At 70.5% G+C, this 25,678-nt stretch carries 20 protein-coding genes; 6 read left to right on the forward strand and 14 right to left on the reverse strand.

Features of this window, described 5'->3' with window-relative positions:
- Positions 1–43: 43 nt before the first annotated feature.
- From JYK02_RS28375 to JYK02_RS28415, 9 genes are all read right to left on the reverse strand, one after another.
- Positions 44–187 carry a hypothetical protein gene (locus tag JYK02_RS28375; RefSeq protein ID WP_207055725.1) on the reverse strand — a complete coding sequence of 48 codons (144 nt, stop codon included), beginning with the start codon at positions 185–187 and terminating at the stop codon, positions 44–46.
- 15 nt (positions 188–202) lie between these two features.
- A complete protein-coding gene (gene gspF / locus JYK02_RS28380) occupies positions 203–1,459 on the reverse strand; it encodes a type II secretion system inner membrane protein GspF (RefSeq protein WP_207055727.1) in 1,257 nt (418 codons plus the stop codon).
- A gap of 7 nt (positions 1,460–1,466) precedes the next feature.
- A complete protein-coding gene (gspE, locus tag JYK02_RS28385; protein ID WP_207055729.1) occupies positions 1,467–3,293 on the reverse strand; it encodes a type II secretion system ATPase GspE in 1,827 nt (608 codons plus the stop codon).
- Positions 3,294–3,298: 5 nt separating this feature from the next.
- On the reverse strand, positions 3,299–5,902 hold the full coding sequence (gene gspD, locus JYK02_RS28390) for a type II secretion system secretin GspD (protein WP_207055730.1): 2,604 nt from the start codon (positions 5,900–5,902) through the stop codon (positions 3,299–3,301).
- 28 nt (positions 5,903–5,930) lie between these two features.
- The gene (gspC, locus tag JYK02_RS28395) at positions 5,931–6,845 is read right to left on the reverse strand and encodes a type II secretion system protein GspC (RefSeq protein ID WP_207055731.1); all 915 of its coding nucleotides are present in this window, start codon (positions 6,843–6,845) and stop codon (positions 5,931–5,933) included.
- A gap of 200 nt (positions 6,846–7,045) precedes the next feature.
- Entirely contained in the window at positions 7,046–8,464 is a 1,419-nt protein-coding gene (locus tag JYK02_RS28400; RefSeq protein ID WP_207055732.1) for a sigma-54-dependent transcriptional regulator, read from the reverse strand.
- Positions 8,465–8,511: 47 nt separating this feature from the next.
- Entirely contained in the window at positions 8,512–9,522 is a 1,011-nt protein-coding gene (locus JYK02_RS28405) for a ParB/RepB/Spo0J family partition protein (protein ID WP_207055733.1), read from the reverse strand.
- 61 nt (positions 9,523–9,583) lie between these two features.
- Complete coding sequence (locus JYK02_RS28410; RefSeq protein ID WP_207055734.1) at positions 9,584–10,930, reverse strand: metallopeptidase TldD-related protein; 1,347 nt, start codon at positions 10,928–10,930, stop codon at positions 9,584–9,586.
- Positions 10,931–10,937: 7 nt separating this feature from the next.
- Positions 10,938–12,419: a TldD/PmbA family protein gene (locus JYK02_RS28415; protein ID WP_207055735.1), complete on the reverse strand. Its 1,482-nt coding sequence runs from the start codon at positions 12,417–12,419 to the stop codon at positions 10,938–10,940.
- A 288-nt stretch (positions 12,420–12,707) separates the two neighbouring features.
- Here JYK02_RS28415 and JYK02_RS28420 point away from each other — a divergent pair, with 288 nt between their 5' ends.
- The 3 genes from JYK02_RS28420 to JYK02_RS28430 all read left to right on the forward strand — a co-directional run bounded on the left by JYK02_RS28420 (position 12,708) and on the right by JYK02_RS28430 (position 16,584).
- Positions 12,708–14,651 carry an FHA domain-containing protein gene (locus tag JYK02_RS28420; protein WP_347402604.1) on the forward strand — a complete coding sequence of 648 codons (1,944 nt, stop codon included), beginning with the start codon at positions 12,708–12,710 and terminating at the stop codon, positions 14,649–14,651.
- 102 nt (positions 14,652–14,753) lie between these two features.
- Positions 14,754–16,091, forward strand: coding sequence for a cyclic nucleotide-binding domain-containing protein (locus JYK02_RS28425; RefSeq protein WP_207055737.1), 1,338 nt, complete (start codon positions 14,754–14,756; stop codon positions 16,089–16,091).
- A 1-nt stretch (position 16,092) separates the two neighbouring features.
- Complete coding sequence (locus tag JYK02_RS28430; protein ID WP_207055739.1) at positions 16,093–16,584, forward strand: hypothetical protein; 492 nt, start codon at positions 16,093–16,095, stop codon at positions 16,582–16,584.
- Positions 16,585–16,602: 18 nt separating this feature from the next.
- On the opposite strand, the gene JYK02_RS28435 is transcribed toward JYK02_RS28430, so the two are convergent.
- A complete protein-coding gene (locus JYK02_RS28435) occupies positions 16,603–18,189 on the reverse strand; it encodes a tetratricopeptide repeat protein (RefSeq protein WP_207055740.1) in 1,587 nt (528 codons plus the stop codon).
- A 144-nt stretch (positions 18,190–18,333) separates the two neighbouring features.
- Here JYK02_RS28435 and JYK02_RS28440 point away from each other — a divergent pair, with 144 nt between their 5' ends.
- Positions 18,334–19,302, forward strand: a complete 969-nt coding sequence (locus JYK02_RS28440; RefSeq protein ID WP_207055741.1) for a homoserine kinase — start codon at positions 18,334–18,336, stop codon at positions 19,300–19,302.
- A 4-nt stretch (positions 19,303–19,306) separates the two neighbouring features.
- Here the strand turns inward: JYK02_RS28440 and JYK02_RS28445 are convergent, their stop codons facing one another.
- The 3 genes from JYK02_RS28445 to JYK02_RS28455 form a co-directional block, all read right to left on the reverse strand.
- On the reverse strand, positions 19,307–19,777 hold the full coding sequence (locus tag JYK02_RS28445; protein WP_207055742.1) for a nuclear transport factor 2 family protein: 471 nt from the start codon (positions 19,775–19,777) through the stop codon (positions 19,307–19,309).
- A gap of 73 nt (positions 19,778–19,850) precedes the next feature.
- Positions 19,851–20,378 carry a hypothetical protein gene (locus JYK02_RS28450; protein WP_207055743.1) on the reverse strand — a complete coding sequence of 176 codons (528 nt, stop codon included), beginning with the start codon at positions 20,376–20,378 and terminating at the stop codon, positions 19,851–19,853.
- 53 nt (positions 20,379–20,431) lie between these two features.
- Positions 20,432–22,798 carry a hypothetical protein gene (locus JYK02_RS28455; protein ID WP_207055744.1) on the reverse strand — a complete coding sequence of 789 codons (2,367 nt, stop codon included), beginning with the start codon at positions 22,796–22,798 and terminating at the stop codon, positions 20,432–20,434.
- Between the two features lie 25 nt (positions 22,799–22,823).
- On the opposite strand from JYK02_RS28455, the gene JYK02_RS28460 reads away from it, so the two are divergent.
- A complete protein-coding gene (locus JYK02_RS28460; RefSeq protein WP_120528360.1) occupies positions 22,824–23,228 on the forward strand; it encodes a TIGR02266 family protein in 405 nt (134 codons plus the stop codon).
- On the forward strand, positions 23,225–23,782 hold the full coding sequence (locus tag JYK02_RS28465; RefSeq protein ID WP_207055745.1) for a DUF192 domain-containing protein: 558 nt from the start codon (positions 23,225–23,227) through the stop codon (positions 23,780–23,782). The genes JYK02_RS28460 and JYK02_RS28465 overlap by 4 nt, the downstream gene beginning before the upstream one ends.
- 31 nt (positions 23,783–23,813) lie before the next feature.
- Here JYK02_RS28465 and JYK02_RS28470 read toward each other — a convergent pair whose 3' ends face one another.
- Complete coding sequence (locus JYK02_RS28470; RefSeq protein WP_207055746.1) at positions 23,814–25,592, reverse strand: bifunctional diguanylate cyclase/phosphodiesterase; 1,779 nt, start codon at positions 25,590–25,592, stop codon at positions 23,814–23,816.
- Positions 25,593–25,678: the final 86 nt, after the last annotated feature.

The following is a 25,678-nucleotide window of genomic DNA, read 5'->3' on the forward strand; positions in this document are numbered from 1 at the left end:
GCAAGCCACCGCGCCATGGGTGTGTCGGGATGTCAGAAGCGCTTCAGGGAGGCGTGCCCGGGCTTGAGGCCGCGGGCGGGTCCCGGTGGGCGTAGAGGGTGGCCCCCACCGTCGCCAGCGTGGCGGCCAGGGCCAACAGGCCCATCAGCGTGGCGCGCTGGATCCACCGGTCGAGCGTGTCGTTCATCGTGCGCCCCTGCTCCTAATGGATGGCCGTGTTCACCTGCAGAATCGGCATCAGGATGCTGAGCGCGACGAATGCAATCATCACGCCCATCACCACGATGAGCATGGGCTCCAGGAGGGAGGTCAGCGCGCCGATGCGCACGTTCACCTGCGTCTCGTAGGAGTCCGCCACCGACAGCAGCATGTCCTCCAGCTGCCCTGATTTCTCACCGATGGCGACCATGTGGTACACGAGCGGCGGGAACTGGCCGGAGCGCTTGAGCGGGTTGGCGATGCTTTCGCCCTCGCGGATGGATTCGCGGGCGTTCTCCACCGCGTCCGCCAGCACCGAGTTCGTCATCACCGCCTTGACGATGTCCAGCGCGGCCAGCATGGGCACGCCGCTCTTGAGCAGCGTGGCCAGCGTGCGCGCGAAGCGGGAGATGGCCAGCAGGCGCACGAGGCTGCCGAAGATGGGGGCCTTCAGCGTGAAGCGGTCCCACTTGGGCTTGCCCTTGGGGCTCTTGATCCAGCGCAGGAACGCCACCACGCCGGCGATGAAGGCCGGGATGATGATGAACCACCACGCCTGCATCAGGTTGGACGCGCCAATGAGGATGCGCGTGTTGAGCGGCAGCGTGGCGCGCATGGTCTCGAAGATCTTCGTCACCTTCGGGACCACGAAGACCATCAGCAGGACGAGGATGCCGCCGCCCACCGCCAGCATGATGACGGGGTAGATCATCGTGCCGATGATCTTCTGCTGCAGCTTGGCCTGGTTCTCCGTGAAGTCCGCCAGCCGCAGGAGCACCTGATCCAGCGCGCCGGAGGCCTCACCCGCGCGCACCATGTTGATGTAGATGCTGGGGAAGATCTTCGGGTGCTGGGAGAAGGCGTCCGCCAGGGAAGAGCCTTCGTTGACGCGCTGCTTGATGTCCGACAGGGCGCGCTTGAGGCGCTCCTTCTCCGCCTGGTCCACCAGCGCGTTGAGGGAGTCCACGATGGTGACGCCCGCGCCCAGCAGCGTGGCGAGCTGCCGGGTGAGGATGGCGACGTCCTCCGTGGACACGCGGCCGCGGCCCAGCTTGCGCAGGTCCACGTCGCGCGCCAGCAGGGACGCGTTGGCGCCCTTGGAGACGCCCACGCGGCTGCCCTCCGCCTGGCCCAGCACGTCGGTGAGGAAGATGCCGTCGGCGCGCAGCTTGGAGCGCAGCGTCTTGGGCGAGTCCGCCTCCAGCAGGCCCTTCTTCTGCCTGCCCTGGGAATCAAGGCCTCTGTATTCGAAGACGGGCATGGCGGACCTAGATGTCCTCCTGCGTGATGCTCAGCACTTCGGCGATGGTCGTCTCGCCCAGGGCGATCTTCCGCACGCCGTCGTCCAGCAGCGTCGTCATGCCCTTGGCCAGGGCGGACTTCTTGATGGTGGACGCGTCCACGTTCTTGAGCACCAGCTGGCGCACGTCGTCGTCCACGAAGAGGAACTCGTAGATGCCGGAGCGCCCGCGGTAGCCGTTGCGGTTGCAGGACGGGCAGCCCACCGCGCGGTAGATGCGGTCCGTGTTGAACTTCGCCTTGAAGCTGGCGAGCGTGAAGCCCAGCTCCTTCAGCTCCGCGTCCGTGGGCGTGTACTGCTGCCGGCAGTCCGGGCACACCCGGCGCACGAGGCGCTGGGCGAGGATGCCGGTGAGCGACGACGCCACGAGGAAGGGCTGCACGCCCATGTCCACGAGTCGCGTCACCGCGCCCGCGGCGTCGTTGGTGTGCACCGTGGAGAGCACCAGGTGGCCCGTGAGGGACGCCTGGATGGCGATCTCCGCCGTCTCCTTGTCGCGGATCTCACCGACCATGATGACGTCGGGGTCCTGGCGGAGGAAGGAGCGCAGGCCCTGCGCGAACGTCAGGCCAATCTTCGGGGCGATGGCCATCTGGCCAATGCCCTTGAGCTGGTACTCGACCGGGTCCTCGACGGTGAGGATGTTGAGGTCCGAGGTGTTGATCTTGGAGAGCGCGCCGTAGAGCGTCGTCGTCTTGCCGGAGCCCGTGGGGCCCGTCACCAGCACGATGCCGTGCGAGCGCTTGATGACGGACTCCATGTTGGCCAGCACCTGCGGGCTCATGCCGATCTCCGCCAGGTCCAGCAGCGTCGCCGTCTTGTCCAGGAGACGCATGACGATGCGCTCGCCGAAGGACGTGGGCGTGGTGGACAGACGGATGTCGATGTCGCGGCCCGCGAGCTTGATGCGGATGCGGCCGTCCTGCGGCAGGCGCTTCTCCGCGATGTTGAGCTGCCCCATCACCTTCACGCGCGCGATGATGGAGTTCTGGTAGCGCTTGGGCGGCTTGATGACCTCCTGGAGCACGCCGTCGATGCGGAAGCGCACCAGGAGCTCGCGCTCCATGGGCTCGATGTGGATATCGCTCGCGCGCTCCTTGGCGGCGCGGAAGAGCACGGAGTTCACCAGCCGGATGACGGGCGCTTCGTCGTCCGCGTCCAGCAGGTCCTTGGGCTCCTCCAGCTCATGGGCCAGCGAGTCCAGGTCCTCGGTGGTCTCCATCTCGTCCACGAGCGCTTCGGCCTCGTTGACGGAGCGGTCGTACACGCTGTTGATGGCGTCCACGATGGTGGAGGCCAGCGCGATGCGCGGCTGGATGGACTGGCCCAGCAGCAGGCGCGCGTGGTCCAGCGCGGTGGTGTCCAGCGGATCCGCCACCGCGAGCACCACCTCGTCCCCCTCCAGGGAGAGCGGGAGCACCTGCGTCTGGCGGGCGAAGTTGATGGGGATGCGCTTGACCAGCTCCGCGTCCACCTCCTCCACGAAGATGCGCTGGAGGTAGGGCAGGTCCAGCTGGTGGCCCAGGGCGCGCGCGACGTCCTCCTCGCTGATCGCCTTCATGCCCACCAGGATTTCCCCCAGCCGTCCGCCCTTCTCCTGCTGGGCGGCGAGCGCCTCCTGGATCTTCTCCGGGGTGAGGGAGGGCACGAGCGCGCGGAGGATCTCCCCCAACGGCCGGCCACAGAGGTACGCGAGCCCGTGGCCCACGACCTGGGTGGCGTCGTTGCGGCCGCCAGACACGGCGGGCGTCGCGGCGGTGTCTTGAGTCGTCGTGGTGTCGGCGGTCAGGTCCATGGTCCTTACTCTCCGTCCCCCGGCTGGATGCGCAGCCGCTCGGCGTCCGCGTCCGGCGTGGGCGCGATCACCTCGGGCTGTGGCGCGGGGGCTGATCTCTCCGAACCCTCCGGAGGCGCCTCGAAATTTCGCGGTGCCTGCTCGCCCTCGGGGGCGGGCGTGGCACCTTCCGGAGCGGGAGGGGCTCCTCCGCCCGGCCGCGCGGGAGACGGGGAGGCAGGCGCCGCGCCGGCGGGACGGATGACGCGCTCGTTGGGCGTGCCGCTGCCGCCGTTCTCCACCCGCTGCTCTTCCTTGATGACGGACTGGTTCATGCGCGACAGGGGGCCGGGCTTGCGGCTGAAGTCCACCGCGACGTCGTAGCCGGGGACCTGGCCGTAGAACTGCTCCACGAACTGCTGCCGCTCCTTCATCTTGCGCTCGAAGATGCGACGGAAGTCCTCCTGGCCGCGGATGATGTAGGGCGTCAGGAAGAGCAGCAGGTTCGTCTTCGTCTTGCGGCGCGTGGTGTCGCGGAACAGGTGGCCCAGCAGGGGGATGTCACCCAGCACCGGCACCTTGGAGACGGACTCCAGCGTGCGGTCCTGCATGATGCCGCCAATCACCACCGTCTCCATGTCCTTGGCGATGACCGTCGTCTTGGCGCTGCGCTTCGACGTGGTGGGGCCCAGGACGGGGTCCGAGGACGCGATCTCCTCCGTCTGCTCCGTGATGACGAGGCGGATGTAGTCGCTCTCGTTGATCTGCGGCTTGACGGTGAGCTTCAGCTCCACGTTCTGGCGGGTGATGGGCGCGTACAGCGAGCCCAGGCCGCCCAGCGAACCCAGCAGCGAAGGATTGATGCCGCCGTTGGTGCCCGTGCCGGTGCCGCCCAGCGAGCTGCCCAGCGCGGACGGGGTGAAGCCGGACTGGAAGGGCACGTTCTGGCCCACCGTGATTTCGGCCTCCTCGTTGTCGCTGGTGAGCAGGTGCGGCGTGGACAGCACGTTCACGTCGGACGACTGCTGCATGGCGTTGAGCACCACGCCGAAGGCCGGGATGTCGATGCCCAGGTTCTTGAGCTCCGGCAGGACGGGGCCCTGGATGCCGGCGAGGAAGCCGCCCATGCTGGCCAGGTTCGCCAGGGAGAAGGACGGCGGGATGGAGCCGCCGGAGTAGTTGGTGCCCAGGATGCCGGGGATGGCGCCGTCGTCCGTCTTGAGGCTGAAGCCCTGGTGGAAGTTGATGCCGAACTCGCTGTTGCGGTCCAGGTTCACTTCCATGATGACCGCCTCCACGAACACCTGGCGGCGCGGCTGATCCAGCTGCTGGATGATCTGGACGATGTTCTTGTAGTCGCCCTGGCTGGCGACGATGACCAGCGAGTTGGTGCCCTTGTCGGCGGAGATCTTCACCTCGCCGCTGAACAGCTCCGCGGCCTGGGCGGGCGCGCGCGGCAGGCCCTGCGGCTGCTGCGGGATGGGGCCGCGCTGGGGGCGGTTGGCGGTGCCCTGCGCGAGCGACTGGAGCGTGCTGGCCAGCTCCTCGGAGTTGGCGTTCTCCAGCGGGTAGACGTTGATCTTGTTGCCGCTGCCGGACGGGATGTCCACCTCGCGCACCAGGTCCTGGATGCGGCCGAAGGCGGCGGGGCTGGCCACGATGATGAGCTTGTTGGTGCGCTCGTCCGGGATGATCTGCGACAGCGTGACCGCGCCGCCCGAGTCGGTGCCGCCGCCGGACACGCCTTCCGCGCCGGGAGGAGGCTGGCCGGGGGTGCCCTGCGTGAAGTTGCCGGGGCGCTGGCCCGCGCGGCCGCCCGCGCCGGCCTTGGCTTCAAAGAGCTTCTGGATGGTGTTGGCCACGTCCTGCGCGGTGGCGTACTGCACCTGGATGATGCGCATCTCGTCGCTGGAGGAGCGGCTGTCCAGCTGGTTGATCAGGCGCTCCAGGCGGTGGATGTTGGAGCCCACGTCGTTGACGATGATGGTGTCCGGCGGGTACGGGATGGTGTCGCCGTCCTTGGACACGAGCTGCTGGAGGACGCCGCGCAGCGGCTCCACCTCCACGTACTTGATCTTGAACAGCTTGGTGACCATCTGCTCGTTCGTCGTGTACGGGGTGTCCTCGTCCACGATGGTCGGGATGGGGTTCTGCTTCGCCGAGCGCTTGTCGACGATCTTCAGGAAGCGGCCGTACGGGTAGACGGCCAGGCCGTTCGCGTCGAGCGCGGCGAGGAACGCGGAGTAGAACGAGTCCGCGTCCACCTCCACGCGGCCGTTCTCCGGACCGATGATGGAGATCTTCCCGCGCACGTTCTCCGGGAGGATGAACGTGCGGCAGGTGGCGTCCGACACGGTCTGGACGAGCTTCTCGATGTCCACCTTGTCGAAGTAGATGCCGTAGCGCGCGTTGCGCCGGGCCTGCTCGCACGAGGGCACCTGGCGGGGGCCCTGGTTCTCGGTGGGCGCGGCACTGCCGTTGCCCTGCGGGGTGATGGTCCGGTCGCGTTCACCCTGGGCCGCCGGAGCGGGGGCAGGGGTACCGGGCTGGGTGGGACGGCGCTGGGCCCACGCGGAGCCGGAGAGCGCGAGGCACAGACAGAGCAGCCAGGACGGGAGCGTCGTCTTCATGGAGGAGCGGGCGCTTTGACGGGGGTGTTTAACGGACGTTGTAGGATTTGCGGATCGGCGCGCCGTTGCGCTCGATCTCGATCTCGATGCGGCTGGAGTCCTTCAGCTTCGAGTAGATCTCCAGCGCCTTCTCAGGGCTGTTCATGTCGAAGCCGTTGATGCGGCGGATGACGTCACCGTTCTGGACGCCGATCTTCGAATAGATGCTGTCCGGGCGGATGGAGAACAGCTTGAAGCCCACGGCCTGGCCGTCCTTGAAGGCCGGCACGATGCGCGCCTGCATCGCCACGTCGTTGAGGTTGCTCAACGTCTTGTCGATCTCCGCCTTGGGGACTTCGTACTCGTTCTCACCCGTGGACTTGATGCCGTTGCCCAGGCTGTTGGTCGGGGTGGCGGCGGGCGTGGCCGCGGGGGGAGGGGTGTAGGCGGCGACGGCGCCGTCACCGGGCTGCCCGTCGATGAACTCGCGGCGGCCGTTGTTGTTGATGATGACGCGCTCGCGCTCGATCTCCATGACGGTGGCGCCCATCAGGTTGTTGCCGATCATGTACGTCTGCGAGCGCTGCGTGGTCATGTCCTGGATGGACGCGAAGGACCAGTCCGGGTTGGCCGCGACGAGCGTGCCCAAGAGCTTCACGCGCAGGCCGCTCTTGGCCGGCGGAGCGTTGGCGTCGAACTCCGGCGTCGTGGGCTCCTTCACCGCGACCTCCGGCTCCGGCAGCTTCACGCCGGTGAGGCGCGACAGGCGCTCCGCGTCGATGGTGGCGAGGCCGCTGTCCGCGGCGTGGGTGCGCTGCGCGACGCGGGCGGGAGCCTCGGACGCGGGCGCGGGGGAGATGGAGGATTCGACGAACAGGTTCACCGTGCGCGCCGCCAGGAGGGCGACGAGCAGGATGAACAACAGGTTCACGCTCCAGAAGTACTTGCGAAAGAAGAGTTCCATCACGCTTCCGGGAGAAAGCCAGCCCCAGATGGGACCTTGAGCAAGGCAGGTGCCATCGTTGGGCGGGCGTCAAACCCACGACTTACGGCCAAGTCCTTGAAATTATTTCGGAATAGGACGGAGCCCCGGCCAGGTGGGCGGCCGGGACAGGACGTCGGGACAAATTGTCAAAAGCAGGCGGGGGCCGGTGTGACGGCCTGTCAGTCCGCGCTGGTGGGGGGGGAGGGGAGGACCGCCGGGGAGGTGGGGGCCGCGTCGGGGCCGCCCTGCTCCCGCTCGAGCTTGCGGTAGATGGTCCGCGCGGCGATGCCCAGCAGGCGGGCGGCGAGCGTCTTGTCCCCTCGCGTGTGGCGCAGGGTCTCGTGGATGACGCGCCTTTCGATCTCCTCCATGGGCGTCCCGATGGGGATGACGAGCTGGCCTGCGGAGCCCAGCGGCCCCTTGCGCACGGACTCCGGCAGGTCGCTGGCCTCCAGCACGTCCGTGCGGGCCAGGACCACGGCGCGCTCCACGGCGTGCTCCAGCTCGCGCACGTTGCCCGGCCACGCGTAGTTCTCCAGCACGTTCAGCGCGTCCGGAGAGAAGCCGCGCAGCACCTTGCCGTTCTTCGCGGAGAAGCGGCGCAGGAAGGCCTCCGCCAGCAGCGGGATGTCCTCGCGGCGCGAGGCGAGCGCGGGCACGCGGATCTCCACCACGTGCAGGCGGTAGTAGAGGTCCTCGCGGAAGCGCCCCTCCGCGACCTCCTTCTGCAGGTCCTTGTTGGTGGCGGCGACGAGCCGCACGTCCACCTTCACCGTCTGCGTGCCGCCCAGCCGCTCCAGCTCTCCCTCCTGGAGCACGCGCAGGAGCTTCACCTGCGCGGATAGGGGCATCTCGCCCACCTCGTCCAGGAAGAGGGTGCCGCCGTGGGCGCGCTCGAAGCGGCCCTCGCGCCGGGTGACGGCGCCGGTGTACGCGCCGCGCTCCACGCCGAAGAGCTCCGCCTCCAGGATGCTCTCCGGGATGGCGCCGCAGTTCACCGCGACGAAGGCCTGCTTCGCCCGGGCGGAGTGCTCGTGCAGCGCGCGCGCGGCCAGCTCCTTGCCGGTGCCGGACTCGCCCAGGAGCAGCACCGTGGCGGTGGAGGGCGCGGCCTGGCGGATGGTGTCCAGCATGGCGCGGAAGGCGGGGGACTGGCCCACCATGGCGCGGCCGCCCGCGGGGTTGATCTCCGCGAGCTTCGCCTTGAGGGAGGTGTTCTCCTGGACGAGCGCCTGCTTCTCCAGCGCCTTCTGCACGGCCTTCACCAGGGCGTGGCGCTTGAGGGGCTTGGTGATGAAGTCGTAGGCGCCGTCCTTCATGGCCGCCACGGCTGTCTCCACCGTGCCGTAGGCGGTCATCAGCACCACCTCCACGTCCGGGCGGATGGCGCGGCTGGCCTTGAGCAGCTCCTGGCCGTCCATGCCGGGCATCATCAGGTCGGTGACCATGACGCTGACTTCCGGGCGCCGGAGCATCTCCAGCGCCTCCGTGCCCTGCGCGGCGGACAGCGTGGCGAAGCCTTCCCGCTGGAAGATGCGGGCAACGGAATCAAGGTTGGCGCGGTCGTCGTCGACGACCAGGACCGTGGGAGATGTCATGGGAGTACGGGGCCTCTCTCAACACGGCCCTGCAATCCTCATTCCCTTCAGGCCTGCTCTTCGTCCGGTTCCATGGGGCCGCCGCCCATGCGGCCGATGTCCTCGCGCTTCACCTTGTCCACGTTGAAGCGCCGGGCGCTGGCCAGCATGCGCGTCACGGTGGCGTCGAAGGTGGGAGGCGGGCCGTCCTTGCGGAAGCGCAGGAAGTTGAGCCGGGCGACGACGAAGTTCTTGAGGTAGGGGCTCTGGAGGCCGCGCTCCTTGAGGGCGTTGACGACGGCCACCACCGCGTCGTCCAGCTCCAGCAGGCGCTCCGCCTGGGCGTCGCGCACGGCGATGGCCTCCGGCAAGGGCACGTCCTGGAAGCCGTCCACCACCTTGACGAAGGGGTGGTAGGCGCCCGCGGAGAAGCGGGGGCGCTTCTCGTAGGCGGCGCCCATCGTGAGGAAGGAGGGCTCCTCGAAGAGGTGGGCGAAGGCGGACTCCTTGCCCGGGCGGTTCGCGCCCACGAGGCCGCGCGCCATGCGGATGACCTCCAGGGAGCGCTCCTTCAGGTTGTGGGCCTTCTCCGTGTTGAGGGCGAGGATTTGATAGGCCACGTCCTCGTCCGGAAGGAGCAGCGCGACGATGGATTTCGCGCCCAGCAGCTTGCTGGCGTTGAGGCGGTGGTTGCCGTTGGGCGTCCAGTAGCGCCCCTCCACGCGCACGGCGATGACGGGGTCCAGGAAGCGGTCCAGCCGCTCCATCGCGGTGGCCAGCCGCTTGACGTGGGGCTCGGACAGGTCGCGCTGGTAGGGCGTGGGCTCCACCTTGTCGATGGGGAGCACCGCGAAGACGACGGGGTGTCCGCCCAGCGGGTCTCGGTAGACGGAGAGCACCTCGCCGCCGTCCTCGCGCACCGCCTGGAGGAGGGCGTCGGGGAAGGCCACGGCCTCGCTCGCGACCTCGTGCGGACCCAGGCCCCGCGACTTCGGCTCGGCCTTCTTGCGGCGCGGCTTGCGCGGCGCGGCCGACTTCGACCGGGGAGCGGCGGACTTGCGGGCGGACTTCGCGGCCATGCGGGCGGACCTCGTGCCGTGAGGAAGAGGCCCGCCAGCGTAGGCGACCGGGTGCGGCTGGCTACGCGCCCGATACGGTGAGCTGTCGGAAGCGGACAGTGGGCGCGCCCACGCTGCCGCCGCGGAACTGGAGGTCGCTGCCCACCGCGTCCAGGTCCTTGAGCATCTGGAGGAGGTGACCCGCGACCGTCACTTCCTGCACCGGGTGCGTCAGCTCACCGTTCTCGATCCACAAGCCGTTGGCCCCGCAGGACATGTCCCCGGACACCGGATCCGCGCCGTGGCCCAGCAGGGCGGTGACGTAGAGGCCCTGGGGCACCTCCCGGATGAGCTCCTCCGGCGTCTTCGTGCCCTTCTCCAGGTAGAGGTTCGTGGTGCCGATGCCCGGCAGCGCGCTGTAGCCGCGCGACGCGTTGCCCGTCGTGCGCGCCTTCGCCTTGCGTGCGGTGAAGGCGTCGTAGAGGAAGCCGGACAGCACGCCCTCATCCAGGATGGGCGTGCGGCGGGTGGGGACACCCTCTCCGTCGAAGGGCGCGGTGGCCAGGCCCCGGGGAAGCAGGCCATCATCCACCAGCGAGACGTGCTTGCCCGCGAGCCGCTTGCCCACGTGCGGCGCGAGCACGCTGGACTGCTGGTAGACGGCGTTGCCGTTGGCGGCCTGGGACAGGTTGCCCACGAAGCTCGCGGCGACGAGCGGGTCGAACACCACCGGCACCTGCTGCGTCTTCACCGGCTTCGCGCCCAGCATGCGCACGGCGCGCTTCGTGGCCTCGCGGCCGATGGACTCCGGGGACTCCAGGTCGTCCAGGAAGCGCTTGTAGTCCAGCCAGTAGCCCGTCTGGAGCTGCCCGTCCTGCGCGGCCACCGGCACCGCGACCAGGTACACGTACGTGCCGGAGTAGCCGCCGGACGCGCCCTCGCTGGACGCGAGGTACACCTCCGCCACGAAGTCGCCCGCGGACACGGAGTCGAACGTGGCCACGCGTGAGTCCTGCGCCCGGCCCGCGCGCTCCGCCTCCAGCGCGGCGTTGATCTTCCAGTCGCCGGGGAGGTTCGCGACCTTCGGGTCGAAGAGGACGCCGGTGTCCCCGCGCTTGCCCAGGTCCTTCGCGCCGGGCAGGCCGTTGAGCTTGTTGGGCGCGGCGGCCTCCGCCAGTTGCACGGCCAGGTCCACCACGCGCTCCAGGCCGGCGGTGGTGAAGTCGGACGTGTACGCGAAGCCCAGCCGGTCCTTCACGATGACCCGCACGCCCACGCCCTTGCTGGTGGCCTCCGTGAGGTCCTCAATCTGGCCTTCGCGGACGCGCACGCTGCTCTGGCGGCCCACCTCCAGGTACGCCTCCGCCTGCTTCGCGCCCTTCTTCACGGCGCGCTGGACGATCTTCTTCGCGAGCTGTTCGTAGTTCACGGTGTCCTCAGCCGACCTTCGTTCCGCCCACGGTGACGTTGTCGATGCGCACGGTGGGCAGGCCCACCCCCACGGGCATCATCTGCCCGTCCTTCACGCAGACGCCCATGCCGGGGTCCGGCATCGGGTCGCAGCCCACGCGGCTGATGTTCTTCAGCGCCTCCGGCCCCACGCCAATGAGGATGGCGTTCTTCACCGGGCGGCCCAGCCTGCCGTCCTCAATCTGGTAGGCCTCGCTGACCTCGAAGACGAAGTTGCCGTTGCTGATGTCCACCTGGCCCCCGCCGAAGGTGGCGCAGTACAGCCCGCGCTTCACCTCCTTGAGGATGTCCTCCGGCGCGTGGTCTCCGGGCGCCAGGAAGGTGTTCGTCATGCGCGGCAGGGGCAGGCTCTTGAACGACTCGCGCCGGCCCGAGCCCGTGGAGCGCTGGTTCATCAGCTTCGCGTTGAGCTGATCATAGAGGTAGCCCTTGAGGACGCCGTTCTCGATGAGGACCTTGCGCTCGCCGGGCACGCCCTCGTCGTCGATGTTGATGGAGCCGCGCGCGCTGGACACCGTGCCGTCGTCGATGACCGTCACCAGGTCGGAGGCCACCTTCTCCCCCAGCTTGCCCGCGAACAGCGACGTGCCCTTGCGGATGAAGTCCGCCTCCAGCCCGTGGCCCACCGCCTCGTGCAGGAGGATGCCGCTCCAGCCCGGCGCCAGCACCACCGTCTGCGGCCCCGCCACGCAGTCCACCGCGCCCAGTGTGGCGATGGCCTGGCGCGCGGCCTCTTCCGCCACGGACTCCGGCGTCACGCCGTCCCAGTAGCTGAAGGACACCCGGCCGCCGCTGCCGTACATGCCGGTGCGGCGCTCGCCGCCCTTGCCCAGCGCCACCACGTGCACGCTCATGCGGGACTGGTCCTGCGTGTCCTCGCTGAAGCGGCCGGTGGTGTTGGCCACGGCGATGCGCCGGGTCTGATCCACGTAGGACGCGTTCACCTGCTGGATGCGCGAGTCGAAGGCGCGCGCGGCGGCGTTGGCGCGGGTGAGCAGCGCCGTCTTGCGCGCCACCGCCACGTCCTCCAGCGGCTGGCCCACGCGGTAGTGGCTGGGCACCGGCACGCGCTTGACGGGGTAGGCGCGCTCGGAGCCGCCGCCCTGGGCAATCATCGCCGCGGTGCGCGCGGCGCGCACGAGCGCGGCCTCATCCCAGTCGTCGGAGTAGGCGTAGCCCACCTTGGCGCCGGCGATGACCCGCACGCCCACGCCCTGCACCAGCCCCACCTGCGCGCTGCGGATGCGCTCCTCCTCCAGCACCACGGCGGTGGTGGACGTGCGCTCCACGTACACCTCCGCGAAGTCCGCGCCCCGGCCCATGGCTTCCGCCAGCAGACGTTCCAACAGACCAGGGGGCAGGAGCGGGGAGGCGGACGCCTGCCGCGCGGCCGGGGGGGCGAGCTGGGCGGGGCGGGCGCGCCGGGAGGACGCGAGGACTCGGGGCATGGGAGGGCTCGTGGCGCTGGAGGAAGCGGGAATGGAGGAAACCTACATCGGAGACGGGGCGGCGTGCGGGCCAACGAACCGGAGCGAGCCCGTCTTCCCTGAAAGGAACGGTGGGAGCGCATTCCCACCGTGCGGTCCGCGCTCTAAGATGCTGGCCGCTTCAACCTGGACCCATCCATGCCTCCTCGCCGTCCTTCACCGTCATCGCGTTCAGGCACCGGCCGTTCGGCCGGGGGCGCGACGGCGGACCGCCGACCCAAAGCTCCCGCGGGGGGCGGCTCGCGCCGCGTGACCGCTGTCCCGGACGAGGACTGGTCCGCGCCCGAGTCGGGCGAGGACAGCCAGGACGGAGGAGACCCGGAGCTGTACGGCGACGCGGAGCCGGTGCGCTCGCGCACGGGCGAGACGCGGGTGGCCTCCATCGACAGCGTGCGTCCGGAGGAGGAGGAGCCCGCCGAGGAGGAGGACAACTCCGAGACGACGCGCGCCGGCCCGCCGGTGATGATGCTGGTGCTGGACGGCGTCGACAAGGGACGCAAGAAGCGCTTCAAGGGCGTGCGCATGGTGGTGGGGCGCAGCAAGGACTGTGACTTCGCCCTGGGCGACCAGACCGTGTCCCGCCGTCACCTGGAGCTCGTCTACGGCGAGAGCGGCGTGGTGATGCGCGATCTGGGCGGCATCTCCGGCACGCAGGTGAACGACCAGAAGGTCGACGAGTGCATCCTCAAGCACGGGGACGAAATCTCCGTGGGCAAGACGCGCCTGCGCTTCGTGGACGAGGGCGAGCTCATCAAGGAGATGCGCGCCAAGGCCGAGTCCGGCGAGGAGGAGAAGAAGGAAGAAAAGAAGGAGGAGAAGAAGGACCCGCGCCTGGATGAGAAAACCAACGCGAACTACAAGCTCGCGGACCTCATGCGCGACGAGAAGGCGCGCAAGACGGGCGTGCCCCGCCCGCGCCCGGTGCGCTCGCCGGCGCGCGAGGGCTTCCGGCCGACCTTCAAGATGAAGGTGGGCGCGGCCGTGGGCGGCCTGGTGCTGCTGATGCTCATCGCGGGCCTGGCGATGTCCGGCGGGAACAAGCCGCCCCCCAAGCCGCCGGTGGACCCCAGCCTGCAGCGCGCCCAGGAGCTGATGCAGCGCGCGCGCGACAAGGTGCGCGACGGCGAGTACCCGGACGCGGTGCGCTTCGCCCAGGAGGCGGAGAAGCTGCGCGTGGGCATCGACGTGGACGGCGTGGCCAAGGCGGCGCAGCAGCTCCAGGACATCATGGACTCGTTCCAGGCGGTCCGGGCGCTGATGGCGGAGAACAAGTACACGGACGCGCGCGCGAAGCTGACCGCCACCCCGCAGGGCACCGCGCGCACGGACGGCGAGCGCAAGAAGCTGGAAGAGGACCTGGAGGCCGGGGAGCGGGCGTACACGCTCAGGCTCGTGGAGGCGGCGCTGGAGGAGCGCCGGCCCGAGGACGCGCGCACCCTCATCACGGAGCTGCCGCCGGCCTCGCGCTCCATCTACGAGGAGAAGGTCACGGCGCTGGAGGCGCTGCTCGCCAAGGAGGCGGCGCAGGCCGCGCGTCAGGCCGGCATCCGGCAGGCGGTGGCGGCGGAGAACGCCAAGCAGAAGCGCGCGGAGTACGTGGCGGAGGCCTTCCAGGACGTGGAGCGCCGCTTCAACGGCGGGGACTTCCAGCGCGCGACGCTGGAGGTGGACCGGGTGATGGACAAGTTCCGCTCGGAGGCGGACATCCAGGCCCGCGCGCGCAACCTGAAGAAGCTCATCCCCCAGTTCCGCTCCGCCTTCGAGGAGGGCCAGAAGAAGTACGAGAACAACTCCCTGGAGGCGTCCGTGAAGCCGCTGCGCCGCGCGGCGGAGGTGTACCGGCAGATCGGCTTCAACGGCTCGCTGGGCGACACGCTGGACAACGAGCTGGCGTCCGCGTCGGTGGCGGCGGGGCAGGCGGCCTTCAAGCGCAAGGAGTACCCGGTGGCGGGCCGCAGCTTCCGCGAGGCGCTGCGCCTCAACCCGGGTGACTCGCGCGCCCGCGACGGCCTGGACGAGCTCCAGAAGAAGGTGGAAGAGCTGTACCTGTCGGCCTACATCGCGCGCGACCGCGACCCCGCGATGGCGAAGGAGCAGTTCAAGATCGTCATCGAGTCGTCCGCGGAGGGCGCGGACGTGAAGCGCAAGGCGGAGATGGCGCTGAGCGACCTGCAGAAGGCCGACGGTTCGTAGCGCGAAGCGTGAAGCCGGGGGCCGCCGCTCGTGGAATGGAGCGGGCGGCCTCCTCATGGGTTCCTGTCACACCTGTCGTCGTGAGCGGTCTGGAGACACTGGATGAACGAGTCGTCGTTGCGTGAGCTGGGCATGGACCTGTTCGAGGAGCGCCAGTTCGAGCGCGCCCTCGCCGTCTTCGCGGAGGCCGTTCGCCGCGTGCCCGCCGACCACCGCTCGCGCATGCTGGCGTCCCGGTGTCTGGCGGAGCTGGGCGAGCGCGAGCGCGCCGTCACCGCGTACCACGCGTGCGCGGAAGGGCTGCTGCGCCGCGACTACCTGCTGTCCGCCATGGCCGCGTGCAAGCTGGCCCTGGAGCTGTCGCCGAACGAGCGGCGCCTGAAGGAGACGCTCTTCCGGGTGCACTCGCGCGCCGCGCGCAGCGCCCCGGGCCGCGCCGCCGTGCCGCCGCCCCTGCCGCCGGAGCACCTGTACGACGGCAAGGTGGACACGGACCTGATGGGCCTCGTCGGCGAGGAGCTGTCCAACCGCGCCATCGAGGTGCTGGCCGCGCCGGACACCGGCGGCAACGCCGACCCGGCGAGCCGTCCGCCCCTGCCGCTGTTCGCGGACCTGGACCGGGACGCGTTCCTGGACCTGGTGGGGCGCATGGTGTGGCGCACCATCAAGCCGGAGGAGGTCATCAGCCGCGAGGGCGAGCCGGATGACCACCTGCACGTGCTCGTCGCCGGCAAGGCGGAGGTGACGCGCCGGACGGACGGCGAGGACCGCACCCTGGGCTTCCTGGGCGGCGGCTCCATCTTCGGGGAGCTGGCGCTGCTCACGGGCGCGCCGCCCACCGCGACGGTGACGGCGGTGTCGGACTCGGAGGTCTTCGAGATCCGCCGCGAGCACCTCAACGCGGTGGCGAAGAGCCACCCGGCGGTGCCGCAGTTGCTGGCGGACTTCGCCCAGCAGCGCATGATGCGCAACCTGATGGCGAACTCGCCGCTGTTCCAGCAGCTGCCGGAGTCCGAGCGGGGCGCGTTCTTCCAGCGCTTCACCTTCCGCGCGCTCCAGCCGGGGGAGAAGGTCCTGGTGGAGGGCGAGTACTCCCAGGGCCTCTTCCTGGTGCTGGCCGGCGAGATGACCGTGCAGAAGGAGGACCCGGCGGGCGGCATGGTGACGCTGGGCGTGCTGCGCGAGGGCGACGTGGCGGGGGAGATTTCACTCCTCACGGGCCTGAGGGCCACGGCCACGGTGACGGTGCAGCGCAAGACGGCGGCGGGGTGGCTCAAGCGCGAGGCCTTCCAGGGGCTGGTGAAGACCTTCCCCAACATCCGCACGTACCTGGAGCAGCTGTCCGACCGCCGCCTGAAGCAGATTGGCGAGGCGCTGCGTCCGCTGGAGATCATCGACGCGGACGACATGATGCTGGAGCCGGAGACCGGGGCCGCCTGAGATGGTCCTGACTCGAGCCCGGGTGGTGAGCGGCATGGCGGCGGTGGCCGCCGCGGCGCTGGTGCTGTACTTCTGGCCGCGTGAGGAGCCGGGGGTGAAGGACGCCGTCACCCAGCGCATCATCGCGATGACGCGCTTCGCGGAGGACAAGGATGTCGGCGAGGTGATGGAGGGCGTCTCCGAGCGCTTCAAGACGGCGGAGGGCTGGAGCAAGCAGGACGTGCACCGCATCCTGGCCGCGCAGGTGCTGCGGGGGCAGTGGGTCCGCATCTTCACCACCGACATCGACGTGCACGAGGTGTCGCCCACGCAGGGCGACTTCCAGGCGCGCTTCATCTTCGGCCGCTCGCAGGCGGAGAAGCTGGAGGACCTGGCCAGGGACAGCGTCCTCAACGCCTACGCCATCGAGGGCACCTTCGAGAAGGAGGCCGATGGCGAGTGGCGCGTGGTGAAGGCGAAGCAGCGCCGGTTGGACCCCTCGGAGCTGCTCTAGCCATTCCTCGGGGCCGGGCTACTGCTGCTGGAAGAGCGGCCCGGCCTCGGTGAGCCACGCCTTGGCCATGGCGGGCTGGCCGCTGGTTTCCAGGCGCTTCTTGATGTCGTTGGCGCGCGTGGCCAGCTGATCCACCGGCGTGCCCTGCGCGCGGGCCCGCACCAGCGCGAAGTAGTGCTGCTGGCAGCCCGCGGCGAACTCGCCCTGGGCGAAGAGCAGCTCGCCCAGCGCCGCGTACGCCTCCGGCATGCTGCCCGCGCCGGAGTCCGGGGCCACGGCGGTGAGCAGCGTCCGCGCGCCCTCGAAGTCCTTGCGCGCGAGCAAGAGCGACCCCTTGGCGTACTGCGCCCGGGCCAGCCCCACGCCGCGCGCCGAGAGCGCCTTGTCGTAGGCCGCGAGCGCGTCATCCTGGCGGCCCGCCGCCTCCATCACGCCACCGCGCGCGAGCCAGTACCGGTCGTCCCGGTCCAGCGCGGGGACCTCCTTGCCGTCCGCCGTCTTCGCCTTCACGTCATGGAAGGTCTTCTCGTAGGCGTCCAGCATCGCCAGCGCGCCCTCGCCGTCGCCCTGGGCCTGGAGCATCCGCGCGCCCTCCAGCGTCAGCAGCGGCGCGGTGGGCCGCTTCGCCGCCGCCGCCTCGAAGGCCTGCCGGGCCTCCGGAGCGCGCTTCGCCGCGAGCGCCCGGCCGCGGGTGAAGAGGGCGTAGTGCTCGTCCGGCCAGGCCTTGAGCGCCGCGTCCACGTGCGTGAGCGCCCCGTCAGGGTTGCCCTTCGCCAGCGCGGCCTCCGCCCGAGCCACCTCCACGCGGGCCTGGAGCGCGGGCGTCAGGTCCTTCGTGCGGGTGCTCACCTCGTCCAGCGTGGCCTGCACGCCATCCGGAGCGCGCCCCGCGTACAGCTGCGCCAGCGCGGACGTCACCCGGGCCAGCAGGTGGTCCGGGTTCGCGGTGGTGGCGCGCGAGAAGGCCTCCACGGCCTGGGGGAACATGCCCTCGTCGAGCAGCGCTTCACCATAGGCCGTGGAGAAGCGCGGGTCCTTCCAGGCGCCTTCCGCCGCGCGGGCGAAGGCCTGGCGGGCCTCCGAGAGGCGCCCCTGCTTCTGCAGCACCCGCGCCTGCGCCAGCGTCAGCTTGGGGCTGTTGGCGCCCTGGGCCTTCAGTTCCTCCAGCAGCTTCTGCGCCTCCTCCGTCTGGCCCGCGCCCACCAGCAGCAGGGCCCGGGCGCCGTAGCGCTCACCGGAGCGCGAGCCCAGCGCCTCCGCGCGCTCCAGTTGCTCGCGCGCCTTCGCGTCCGCGCCGGGCTGGTGGTGGGTGAGCCACAGCTCCGCCTGGAGGTCCGCGGACAGCGCCCGCGCGTCACGCGAGTCCGGCGCGAGCGCGAAGAGGGCCTCCAGGTTCTGCTGCGCCATGGCCAGGTCGCTGGGGTTGCCCTTCAGGAACGCGGAGCGCGCCGTGCGCAGGTGGGCATCCACCTCCTGGCGCACCTGTCCGCGGTGGACGAACCACGCGACGGCCGCCGCCAGCAGCACGGCGACGACGCCCACCTGGGCCAGGGCGCTGCCCAGCCCCTCGCGACGCTTCCAGTCACCGCGGCCCGACGTTTCCATGGGGGTGGCCTCACGCGCAAAGATTGAAGACTTTCAGACAGTTATGCGAAGTAGGACGGGCATGCACAGATAGGTCTGGCCCCCCGGGGTGTCAACGGGTGGGGGCCGCACGCACGCGGGGGCGGCACGCCCCGGAGGCACGCCATGGCCGTGTACACGACACTTCCCCCCGAGGCCTTCACCCGCGTGGCGGACGTCTACGGCCTGGGGGCGGTGCGCTCCATCACGCCCATCCCGCAGGGCTCCATCAACACCAACCACCAGCTGGAGACGGACGCGGGCCGCGTCTTCGTGCGCCACACGACGGTGCGCTCGTCGGACGACCTGCGCTTCGAGGCGGCCCTGCTGGAGCACCTGGCCCGCGCGCGCTTCCCCGCGCCGGTGCTGCTGGTTCCGCCGGGGCCCGCGCCGTTCCTGGACCTGCACGGCGGACGGATCAGCGTCTTCCGGTGGCTCGCCGGCGAGGAGCTCACCCGCGACCGCCTCACGCCGGAGGTGCTGGAGCGGCTCGGCGCCGAGCTGGGCAAGCTGCACCAGGTGACACAGTCCTTCGGAGGCACGCGCGCGAACCCCTACGGCCCGGGCGTGGTGAGGGGCTGGCTCGACCGCCTCTCGCAGCGGCCGGAGCCGGAGCTCGTGTCCGCGGCGGCGGAGCTGGAGGGCTTCCTCTCCCGCGCGGAGGCCGAGCGCCAGGGGCTGGAGCCCCGGGGCGTCATCCACGCGGACCTCTTCCTGGACAACGTGAAGTGGCTGGGCGACCGCGTGGGCGCCTTCTTCGACTTCGAGATGGCCTGCGTGGAGGCCTACACGCTGGACGTGGCCATCACCCTCAACGCGTGGTGCTTCGAGGGGACGTACCAGCCTGAGCTGTGTCAGGCGCTGCTGCGCGGCTACCAGGACGTGCGGCCGCTGGCGGACGTGGAGAAGCGGGCGCTGTACGGCCACGCCCTCTACGGCGCGGTGCGCTTCACCACCAGCCGCATCCGCGACTACCACCTGTCCCCGCTGGGCGCGGACAAGCTCGCGCCCAAGGACTTCCGCACCTACCTGGCCCGGGCGCGGGCCCTCGACGACATGGGCCCGCGGGGACTGCGGACGCTCGTGGACCTCTGACGGCCTAGATGCCGGAGAGGATCTTCCACTCGTCGTCGACCTTCTGGAACACCATCTGCTCCAGCTCCGAGTCCTGCTGGGGCCGGGCGTTGAGCCCCGGCATGCGCCAGGACGCGTTCCAGTAGTAGATGGCGAGCGCGACGTCCTCCTCGCGGAACTCCACGCGGCGGACGTTGAAGTCCACCTTCGGGTTCTGCAGCTTCTGGAAGAGGGCCTGGAGGTGCGGCTGCAGGTTGCCGGCGGTGAGGTCGTCCGCGGGGTCGTCGGGGGTGCCGGCGTCGTCGCGGAACTTCGGGGACACCAGCGCCTGGATGGCCTTCGCGTCGCGGGCCTCCAGGGCGGCGCGGTACTTCTCCATCACGGCGAGGATGGCGCGGGTGTCACCGGTGTCTTCCAGCTCCGTGCCGGGGATGCGCTTCGGGGCGCACGCGGCCAGGAGGAAGACGGCGCAGAGGGCGAGGAAGCGGTTGTGCATGGCGGGGCCTTATGGGTTCAACCGCATTTGTGTCAACCCATTCCCAGGCCCCGCCGCCCCGCGTGCGCTTTGACTATTTGGCGCGGATGACTTCAGCGATGAAGCGGTTGAGCACGGGCAGCTCGCCGTCGAGGATCTTCAGGCCCTCGGTCTTGATGAGCGGCTCGGCGATCATCGCCACGGGCTTGAGCAGGAAGGGCACCTTCAGCGCCAGCTCGCCGTCCATCTTGCGCTCCGTCTGGCCATTGCCCAGGTCGCGCAGCTTCAGCACGCCCGTGTTCACCAGCATCTTGGAGATGGTGTGGGACGTGGGCGTGTTGGTGAACGTGAGCTGCTTGGTGCGCTTGTCGTAGGTGGACGTCTCGATGAAGGCGAACCACTCCGGCGACACCTTCTTGGGGCCCACGGAGGAGATGACGGGCTTGGGGCGGTAGCGAATCTTGCGGTGCACGCGGTCACCGTCGTTGCGCACCTCCAGGGGCTGCAGCTCCAGCAGCACGCCGTGGTGCTGGAGGAGGAACGGGAAGTAGCGCTCGTCGAGGAGCGCGCGCTCCACCTCGTCCACCGTCCCCTGGATGTACTGCGTCTTCTCGAAGTGCATGCCCCATCCACCCTTTCCGTCAATGCGTGAGTCGTTGCAGCAGGGGCCCGCGTCTAGCGGAAAGCCTGACGCGGCACCAGGGGCCCGCGAAAGGTCGTCTGCTCGAAGTCACATCGCTCCTGCCACTCGGAGGCCGCCGCACGGAAGGCGGCCCCGTAATCCGACAGGGCCCCCACTTCATGCCGCACGGCGCCGCAGTCGCCCGCCAGGTAGGCGGCTTCAATCCGCAGCCGCGTGGCTTCCCGGCGGATGGCCTCCGGGAGCGCGGGGTCCGCCGTCAGGGCGCGCTGGAGCTGCTCGCCCGCGAGCGCCGGGGCCCCCACCTGGTGCAGGCGCCGTCCCAGCAGGTAGCGCAGCCACGGGTCCTGCGGCGAGACGATGAGGGCCCGGTCCAGCAGCAGCAGGCGCAGCTCCTCCTGCGGCGCGCGGAAGTATGCCTCGATGGGCGCGCGGCGCGACGGCGTCTCCAGCGCGGCCAGCTTCACCTGGGCGGTGCGCGTCACCTCCGGCGCGGCGTCCAGCGCGAGCGCGGCCTGGAGGAAGGCTCTCGCGCCCTCCACGTCCTCCAGGTGGAGGGCCACGTCGGCGCGGGCCACGGCCACCTCCGCGGCGAGCGTGGGCCGGTCCTTCACCTGCTCCGCGAGCGAGGCCAGCACCTTCGCCGCGTCCGGCCCGCGCTCCAGGGCGTCCAGGGCCACGGCCTGTCCCAGTTGGAAGGACGGCTCCTCCGGCTGGAGCGAGGCGGCGCGCTGGTAGCGCTCCAGCGCGTCCTGCGGGTCGCTCGCGAGCGCGTCGCGGGCGGACTCCGACAGGCGGGCCACCTCGCGGGCGCAGGCGCGGGAGAAGAGGCTGCCCGTGCGGAAGCGGGCGAAGGCGCGCGCGAGCGTGGACGCGTCCAGGGGCAGCGCGTCCAGGGTGCGCTCCCACTCGGTGACGAGCTCGTCCAGGGGCCGGCCGTAGGCCTCGTTGAAGTCCGCGTGCGCGTAGACGGCGCGCAGCCGGTCCGCGCCATACGTGTCCGCCAGGTAGCGCAGGAACGAGCCCGCCACGGTGTACGCGCGCGCCGGGGCGGACTGGTAGAAGCCCTTGGGCCCCATGATGGCGCGCATGTCCGGGGCCAGCCCCTGCCGGCGCATGCCCGCGGCCCACTGGTGCAGGGTGAGCTCGCCCTGCACGGGGTCGTCCGCGGCCACCGCCAGCCCCTCAATCACGCCCATCAGCGGCCACACGCCCAGCCGGGTGGTGACGCGGAAGAAGCCCGCGCCCGCCGGGGCCGCCATGACGTGCGCCAGCTCGTGGTGCAGCGTGGAGTGGGGGAAGGGCTTGTCCTGGATGTGCAGCTCGGTGCGCCAGGGCTTGGCGTACTGGGTGCGGCCGGCGCCCACCAGCTTCTGCTTCTCGTCCTCGGAGCGGTAGAGCCACACGCGCACGCGCTCCGTGGGGGCCACGCCCAGGAAGCGCGACGTCTGGGCGTAGCGGAACTCCAGGTCGCGGGCCATGCGGTCCACGTCCTCGCGGGCCTTGCCGCGCGGGTAGTGCAGGACGAAGTGCGCCGTCTCCCGCACGCCGCCCAGCTGCTCCGCGAGGTACGCGTCGCTCATCCGCAGGCCCAATTGGGGCGCGCGGGCCTCCAGGGAGGTGATGCCCAGGGCGCACGGGAGCACCAGCCCCAGCAGTCCGCCGACGCGGGCCCCCTTCAGTGCCAGCCGCCCGGTGCGCACGTCCAGGAACGCCAGGGTGAGCCCCGCGAAGACGCCCACCCACAGGAGCGTCTCCAGGCGGAACCAGCCGAGCGCGGCCGTCATCTGGAGGGCCTCGTCGTAGAGCGGGCCGGGCAGGTGACCCAGGAAGACGTTGAAGGCGAACACCTGGGGCCCGAAGACGATGGGCCACACCGTCACCGCCAGTGAGGCCAGCAGCAGCAGGGCGTACAGGCCGGCCGCGCTCCGGGGCCGGGCCGTCGCGAAGCCCAGGAACACGCCCGCCGCGGACGCCAGCAGGGCGGAGGGCACGGTGAGCAGGGGGTAGAAACCGGCCAGCTCGAAGGGGTCGCACGCGGTGCGCAGCCGGGCGAAGAGCAGGGCGCACACGAAGGGGGGCACCAGCACCCCCAGGTTCAGCACGACGCTGGCGCCCAGGGCCCGGCCCACGGCGGTTCCGGGCAGGGCGGACGCTTCCGCCGTGGCGGGCCGGGGGGAGGCGCCGGTGAGGATGCGGCGCTCCTGGGCGGCGGCGGCGATGCCCGTCCCTCCCCCGAGCAGGCCGACGGCGATGGACAGGGCCAGGCCCAGCTCGAAGCCGGGCACCCCGAAAAGCGGGAGCAGCACGAGGGCCGCCCCCCCACCGCCGAGCAGCAACACGGTGGCCAGGACGGCCGGACGGCTCAACAGTGCGCGGGCACGGGGGAGGACTTGCCGCATGGCGTCCCCTATACTCCCCGGCCGCATGTCCGAACAGAAGAGCGGATCCGAACTGCGCACCCACGGTCGTGCGCCCATCGAGCTGAAGGTCGACTACAAGAAGCTCAATTCGTTCTTCGCTGACTACACGAAGAACATCAGCAAGGGCGGCACCTTCATCAAGACGAAGAAGCCGTTGCCCATCGGCACGCGCTTCCTCTTCAAGTTGACGGTGCCGCACCGCGAGGCCCCCTTCGAGCTGTTGGGCGAGGTCGTCTGGTCCAAGGCCGACGCGGAGGAGCCCGGCATGGGCATCCGCTTCATCTACAGCAGCGAGTCCCAGCGCGTGGACTTCGAGACGCTGGTGGAGCGGCTCATGTCCGACAGCCTGGGCTCCGAGCTGACCGAGAAGCTGCTCAACAAGCCCCTGCACCCCCAGCACCCGTCATGAAGACGCGGACGCGCCTCAGCTTCGTCGTGGCGGCGCTGGCCTTCGTGGGCGGCGCATGTCAGGAAGCGCCCGCCGCTCCTCCGAAGCCCGCCGCGCCCGCTCCGGCGCGTCCGAAGTCGAAGGACGTGGCGGCGGAGGACTACGTGATGCCGACCCTGCCGCGCGCGCACGTGCGGCTGAAGGATGCCTACGGAGGAGTGCACCGCGTGGAGGTGGAGGTCGCCGCCACGGCGGAGTCGCGCACGCGCGGGCTCATGTGGCGCAAGTCGCTGCCCGCCGGGCAGGGCATGCTCTTCCTCTTCCCGGAGGAGGAGGTGCGCGGCTTCTGGATGCGCAACACGCTCATCCCCCTGGACATGCTCTTCATCACGTCCGAGGGCCGCGTCGTGGGCATCATCGAGAACGCGGAGCCGCGCACGTTGACGAACCGCACGGTGGGCATCCCCAGCCAGTACGTGCTGGAGGTGCCGGGCGGCTGGTGCCAGAAGAACGGCATCGTCCGGGGCGGCACGGCGGAGTTCGAGGGCGTGAGCACCATCCCCATCACGCCGTGACTCCTGGCGTGGGCGCGGTGCCCCGCCAGGGCTACTTCACCGCTCCGGGCTGGAACAGGAACGTGCTGCTGTGCGTCTGCGCGGAGACGGCCTTCACCCGCTTGCGCAGGGCCGCGGCGACGGCGGACAGCTCCGCGGGGTGGGGGTGGGCGGACAGCCCGTGGTGGTCCACCGCCGCGAGGCTCAGCGTCACCGGCACCGTGTTGCCCGCCGCGTCCGTCGCGGTGAAGCCCCCGCGCCGCAGGTCCTCCGGGCCGTAGAGCGGGACCTTCTCCGCGTCGAAGCGCTGGCAGAGCGTGCGCAACACCTCCGGCGCCACCGCGTCCGGGCACACGAGTACGAAGTCGTCGCCACCCACGTGGCCCAGGTTCGAGCCTTCCGGCAGCAGGTGCAGGCACTCCGACAGCACGCTCGCCGTGTAGCGGATCACCCGGTCGCCCTGGAGGAACCCGTAGCGGTCGTTGTAGGCCTCGAAGTGATCCAGATCCGCGTAGATGATCGTGAACGCACTGCCCTGGAGCGCGGCGCGGATCCACCGCTCGATCATCCGGCTGCCGGGCAGGTCCGTGAGCGGATGCGCTCCCGTGGCCGCGTGCTGCTCCAGGTCCGAGGCCCGCGCGATGAGCTGCTTCATCGTCACCGTGCCCAGGAAGTGGCCCTTCTCGTCCGTCACCACCACCGGGTCGTAGACGGACTCGGGCGGACGGCGCATCGCCATGCGCGCCAGCGCCGTGATGGCCGTCGCGTCCTCCACCACCATCAGCGCCTCGCGCGGGCCCTCCGGAAGCGCGGACGCGGTGCTGGCCGCGGCCCCTCCGAAGCGCGCGTAGAAGCTCCGCCGCGTCACCACCGCGTGCGGCTGTTCGCCGTCCAGCAGCACGACGTGGTCCTCGCCCGGCGTGCGGCGGAAGAGGCGGTCCAGCTCCACCGCCTGCGCCGTCACCGGGGCGCACGGCGGGCGGATGATCATGCTGCCCACCGTCTCGTCGTCCTCGTGCTCGCGGTGGTGCAGGGCGCGGATGGCCTCCCGGCAGCGCTCCGCGAAGTCAGCGCCCGGCCGCTGCGGAGAGCTCACGGGACGTGCCAGCAGGTAGCCCTGCGCGTGCCGGATGCCCAGGCGCAGCAGGACCGCCAGCTCGTTCCAGGTCTCCACACCCTCGGCGATGAGCACCGCGTCCACGCGCTGCGCGAAGGCGACCAGCGACTTCACCAGGTGCTGCCGGTACGTGTGCAGGTGGATGTCCCGCACCAGCGCCTGGTCCAGCTTGATGAAGTCCGGCGCGCTGTGCACCAGCGTCACCAACCCCGAGTGCCCCGCGCCAAAGTCATCCAGCGCGATGCCGAAGCCCTGCTCCGCGTACCTGCGCGCGAGCATGCGCAGCTGCTCCGTGTCCTCGAAGGTGCTGCGCTCGGTGATCTCCAGCACCAGTTGCTGGGGACTCAGGCCGTGCTGACGCAGCAGCTCCAGCGTGGACGCGCCGCCAAAGCGCTCGTCGCTCAGCACGTCCGGACTGACGTTGAAGAAGAAGGGCCCGCGCCGCTGTGCCTCCGGCAACGTGGCGATGCGCCGCACCGCCGCGGTCCAGCACGCGCGCTCCAGCTCGTAGGTGAAGCCCTCCACCCGCGCGCGGTTGAACAGCTCGTTGGGGGACTCCACCGGGCCCAGGCCTCGCGACAGCACCTCGTGGCCAAGCACCTCGCCGCTGAGCAGATCGACGATGGGCTGGAAGACGGTGGCGACCCTCGGCTCATCTCCGTTCCACAGCCAGGGGGGTGGCGGCGCAGGCTTGCTGGGGGAGGGCAGGCTCATGACTCCCGAAATGTACCGCGCTCTGGCGCAAGCTTCAGGCCCCCCCGACCACTCGGCAGGCCCGGCATCGAAAACGGACGCTTGCC

The sequence above is a fragment of the Corallococcus macrosporus genome (assembly GCF_017302985.1).
Lineage (GTDB): Bacteria > Myxococcota > Myxococcia > Myxococcales > Myxococcaceae > Corallococcus > Corallococcus macrosporus_A.

Bases quoted from the DNA above. Each gene is read 5' to 3' on its own strand.
- JYK02_RS28425 (WP_207055737.1), top strand. From the start codon at position 14,754: ATGAACGAGTCGTCGTTGCGTGAGCTGGGCATGGACCTGTTCGAGGAG.
- JYK02_RS28460 (WP_120528360.1), top strand. From the start codon at position 22,824: ATGTCCGAACAGAAGAGCGGATCCGAACTGCGCACCCACGGTCGTGCG.
- JYK02_RS28440 (WP_207055741.1), top strand. From the start codon at position 18,334: ATGGCCGTGTACACGACACTTCCCCCCGAGGCCTTCACCCGCGTGGCG.
- gspF (WP_207055727.1), bottom strand. From the start codon at position 1,459: ATGCCCGTCTTCGAATACAGAGGCCTTGATTCCCAGGGCAGGCAGAAG.
- JYK02_RS28405 (WP_207055733.1), bottom strand. From the start codon at position 9,522: ATGGCCGCGAAGTCCGCCCGCAAGTCCGCCGCTCCCCGGTCGAAGTCG.
- JYK02_RS28415 (WP_207055735.1), bottom strand. From the start codon at position 12,419: ATGCCCCGAGTCCTCGCGTCCTCCCGGCGCGCCCGCCCCGCCCAGCTC.
- gspD (WP_207055730.1), bottom strand. From the start codon at position 5,902: ATGAAGACGACGCTCCCGTCCTGGCTGCTCTGTCTGTGCCTCGCGCTC.
- gspE (WP_207055729.1), bottom strand. From the start codon at position 3,293: ATGGACCTGACCGCCGACACCACGACGACTCAAGACACCGCCGCGACG.
- JYK02_RS28455 (WP_207055744.1), bottom strand. From the start codon at position 22,798: ATGCGGCAAGTCCTCCCCCGTGCCCGCGCACTGTTGAGCCGTCCGGCC.
- JYK02_RS28450 (WP_207055743.1), bottom strand. From the start codon at position 20,378: ATGCACTTCGAGAAGACGCAGTACATCCAGGGGACGGTGGACGAGGTG.
- JYK02_RS28435 (WP_207055740.1), bottom strand. From the start codon at position 18,189: ATGGAAACGTCGGGCCGCGGTGACTGGAAGCGTCGCGAGGGGCTGGGC.
- JYK02_RS28375 (WP_207055725.1), bottom strand. From the start codon at position 187: ATGAACGACACGCTCGACCGGTGGATCCAGCGCGCCACGCTGATGGGC.
- JYK02_RS28470 (WP_207055746.1), bottom strand. From the start codon at position 25,592: ATGAGCCTGCCCTCCCCCAGCAAGCCTGCGCCGCCACCCCCCTGGCTG.
- JYK02_RS28400 (WP_207055732.1), bottom strand. From the start codon at position 8,464: ATGACATCTCCCACGGTCCTGGTCGTCGACGACGACCGCGCCAACCTT.
- JYK02_RS28465 (WP_207055745.1), top strand. From the start codon at position 23,225: ATGAAGACGCGGACGCGCCTCAGCTTCGTCGTGGCGGCGCTGGCCTTC.
- gspC (WP_207055731.1), bottom strand. From the start codon at position 6,845: ATGGAACTCTTCTTTCGCAAGTACTTCTGGAGCGTGAACCTGTTGTTC.
- JYK02_RS28430 (WP_207055739.1), top strand. From the start codon at position 16,093: ATGGTCCTGACTCGAGCCCGGGTGGTGAGCGGCATGGCGGCGGTGGCC.
- JYK02_RS28445 (WP_207055742.1), bottom strand. From the start codon at position 19,777: ATGCACAACCGCTTCCTCGCCCTCTGCGCCGTCTTCCTCCTGGCCGCG.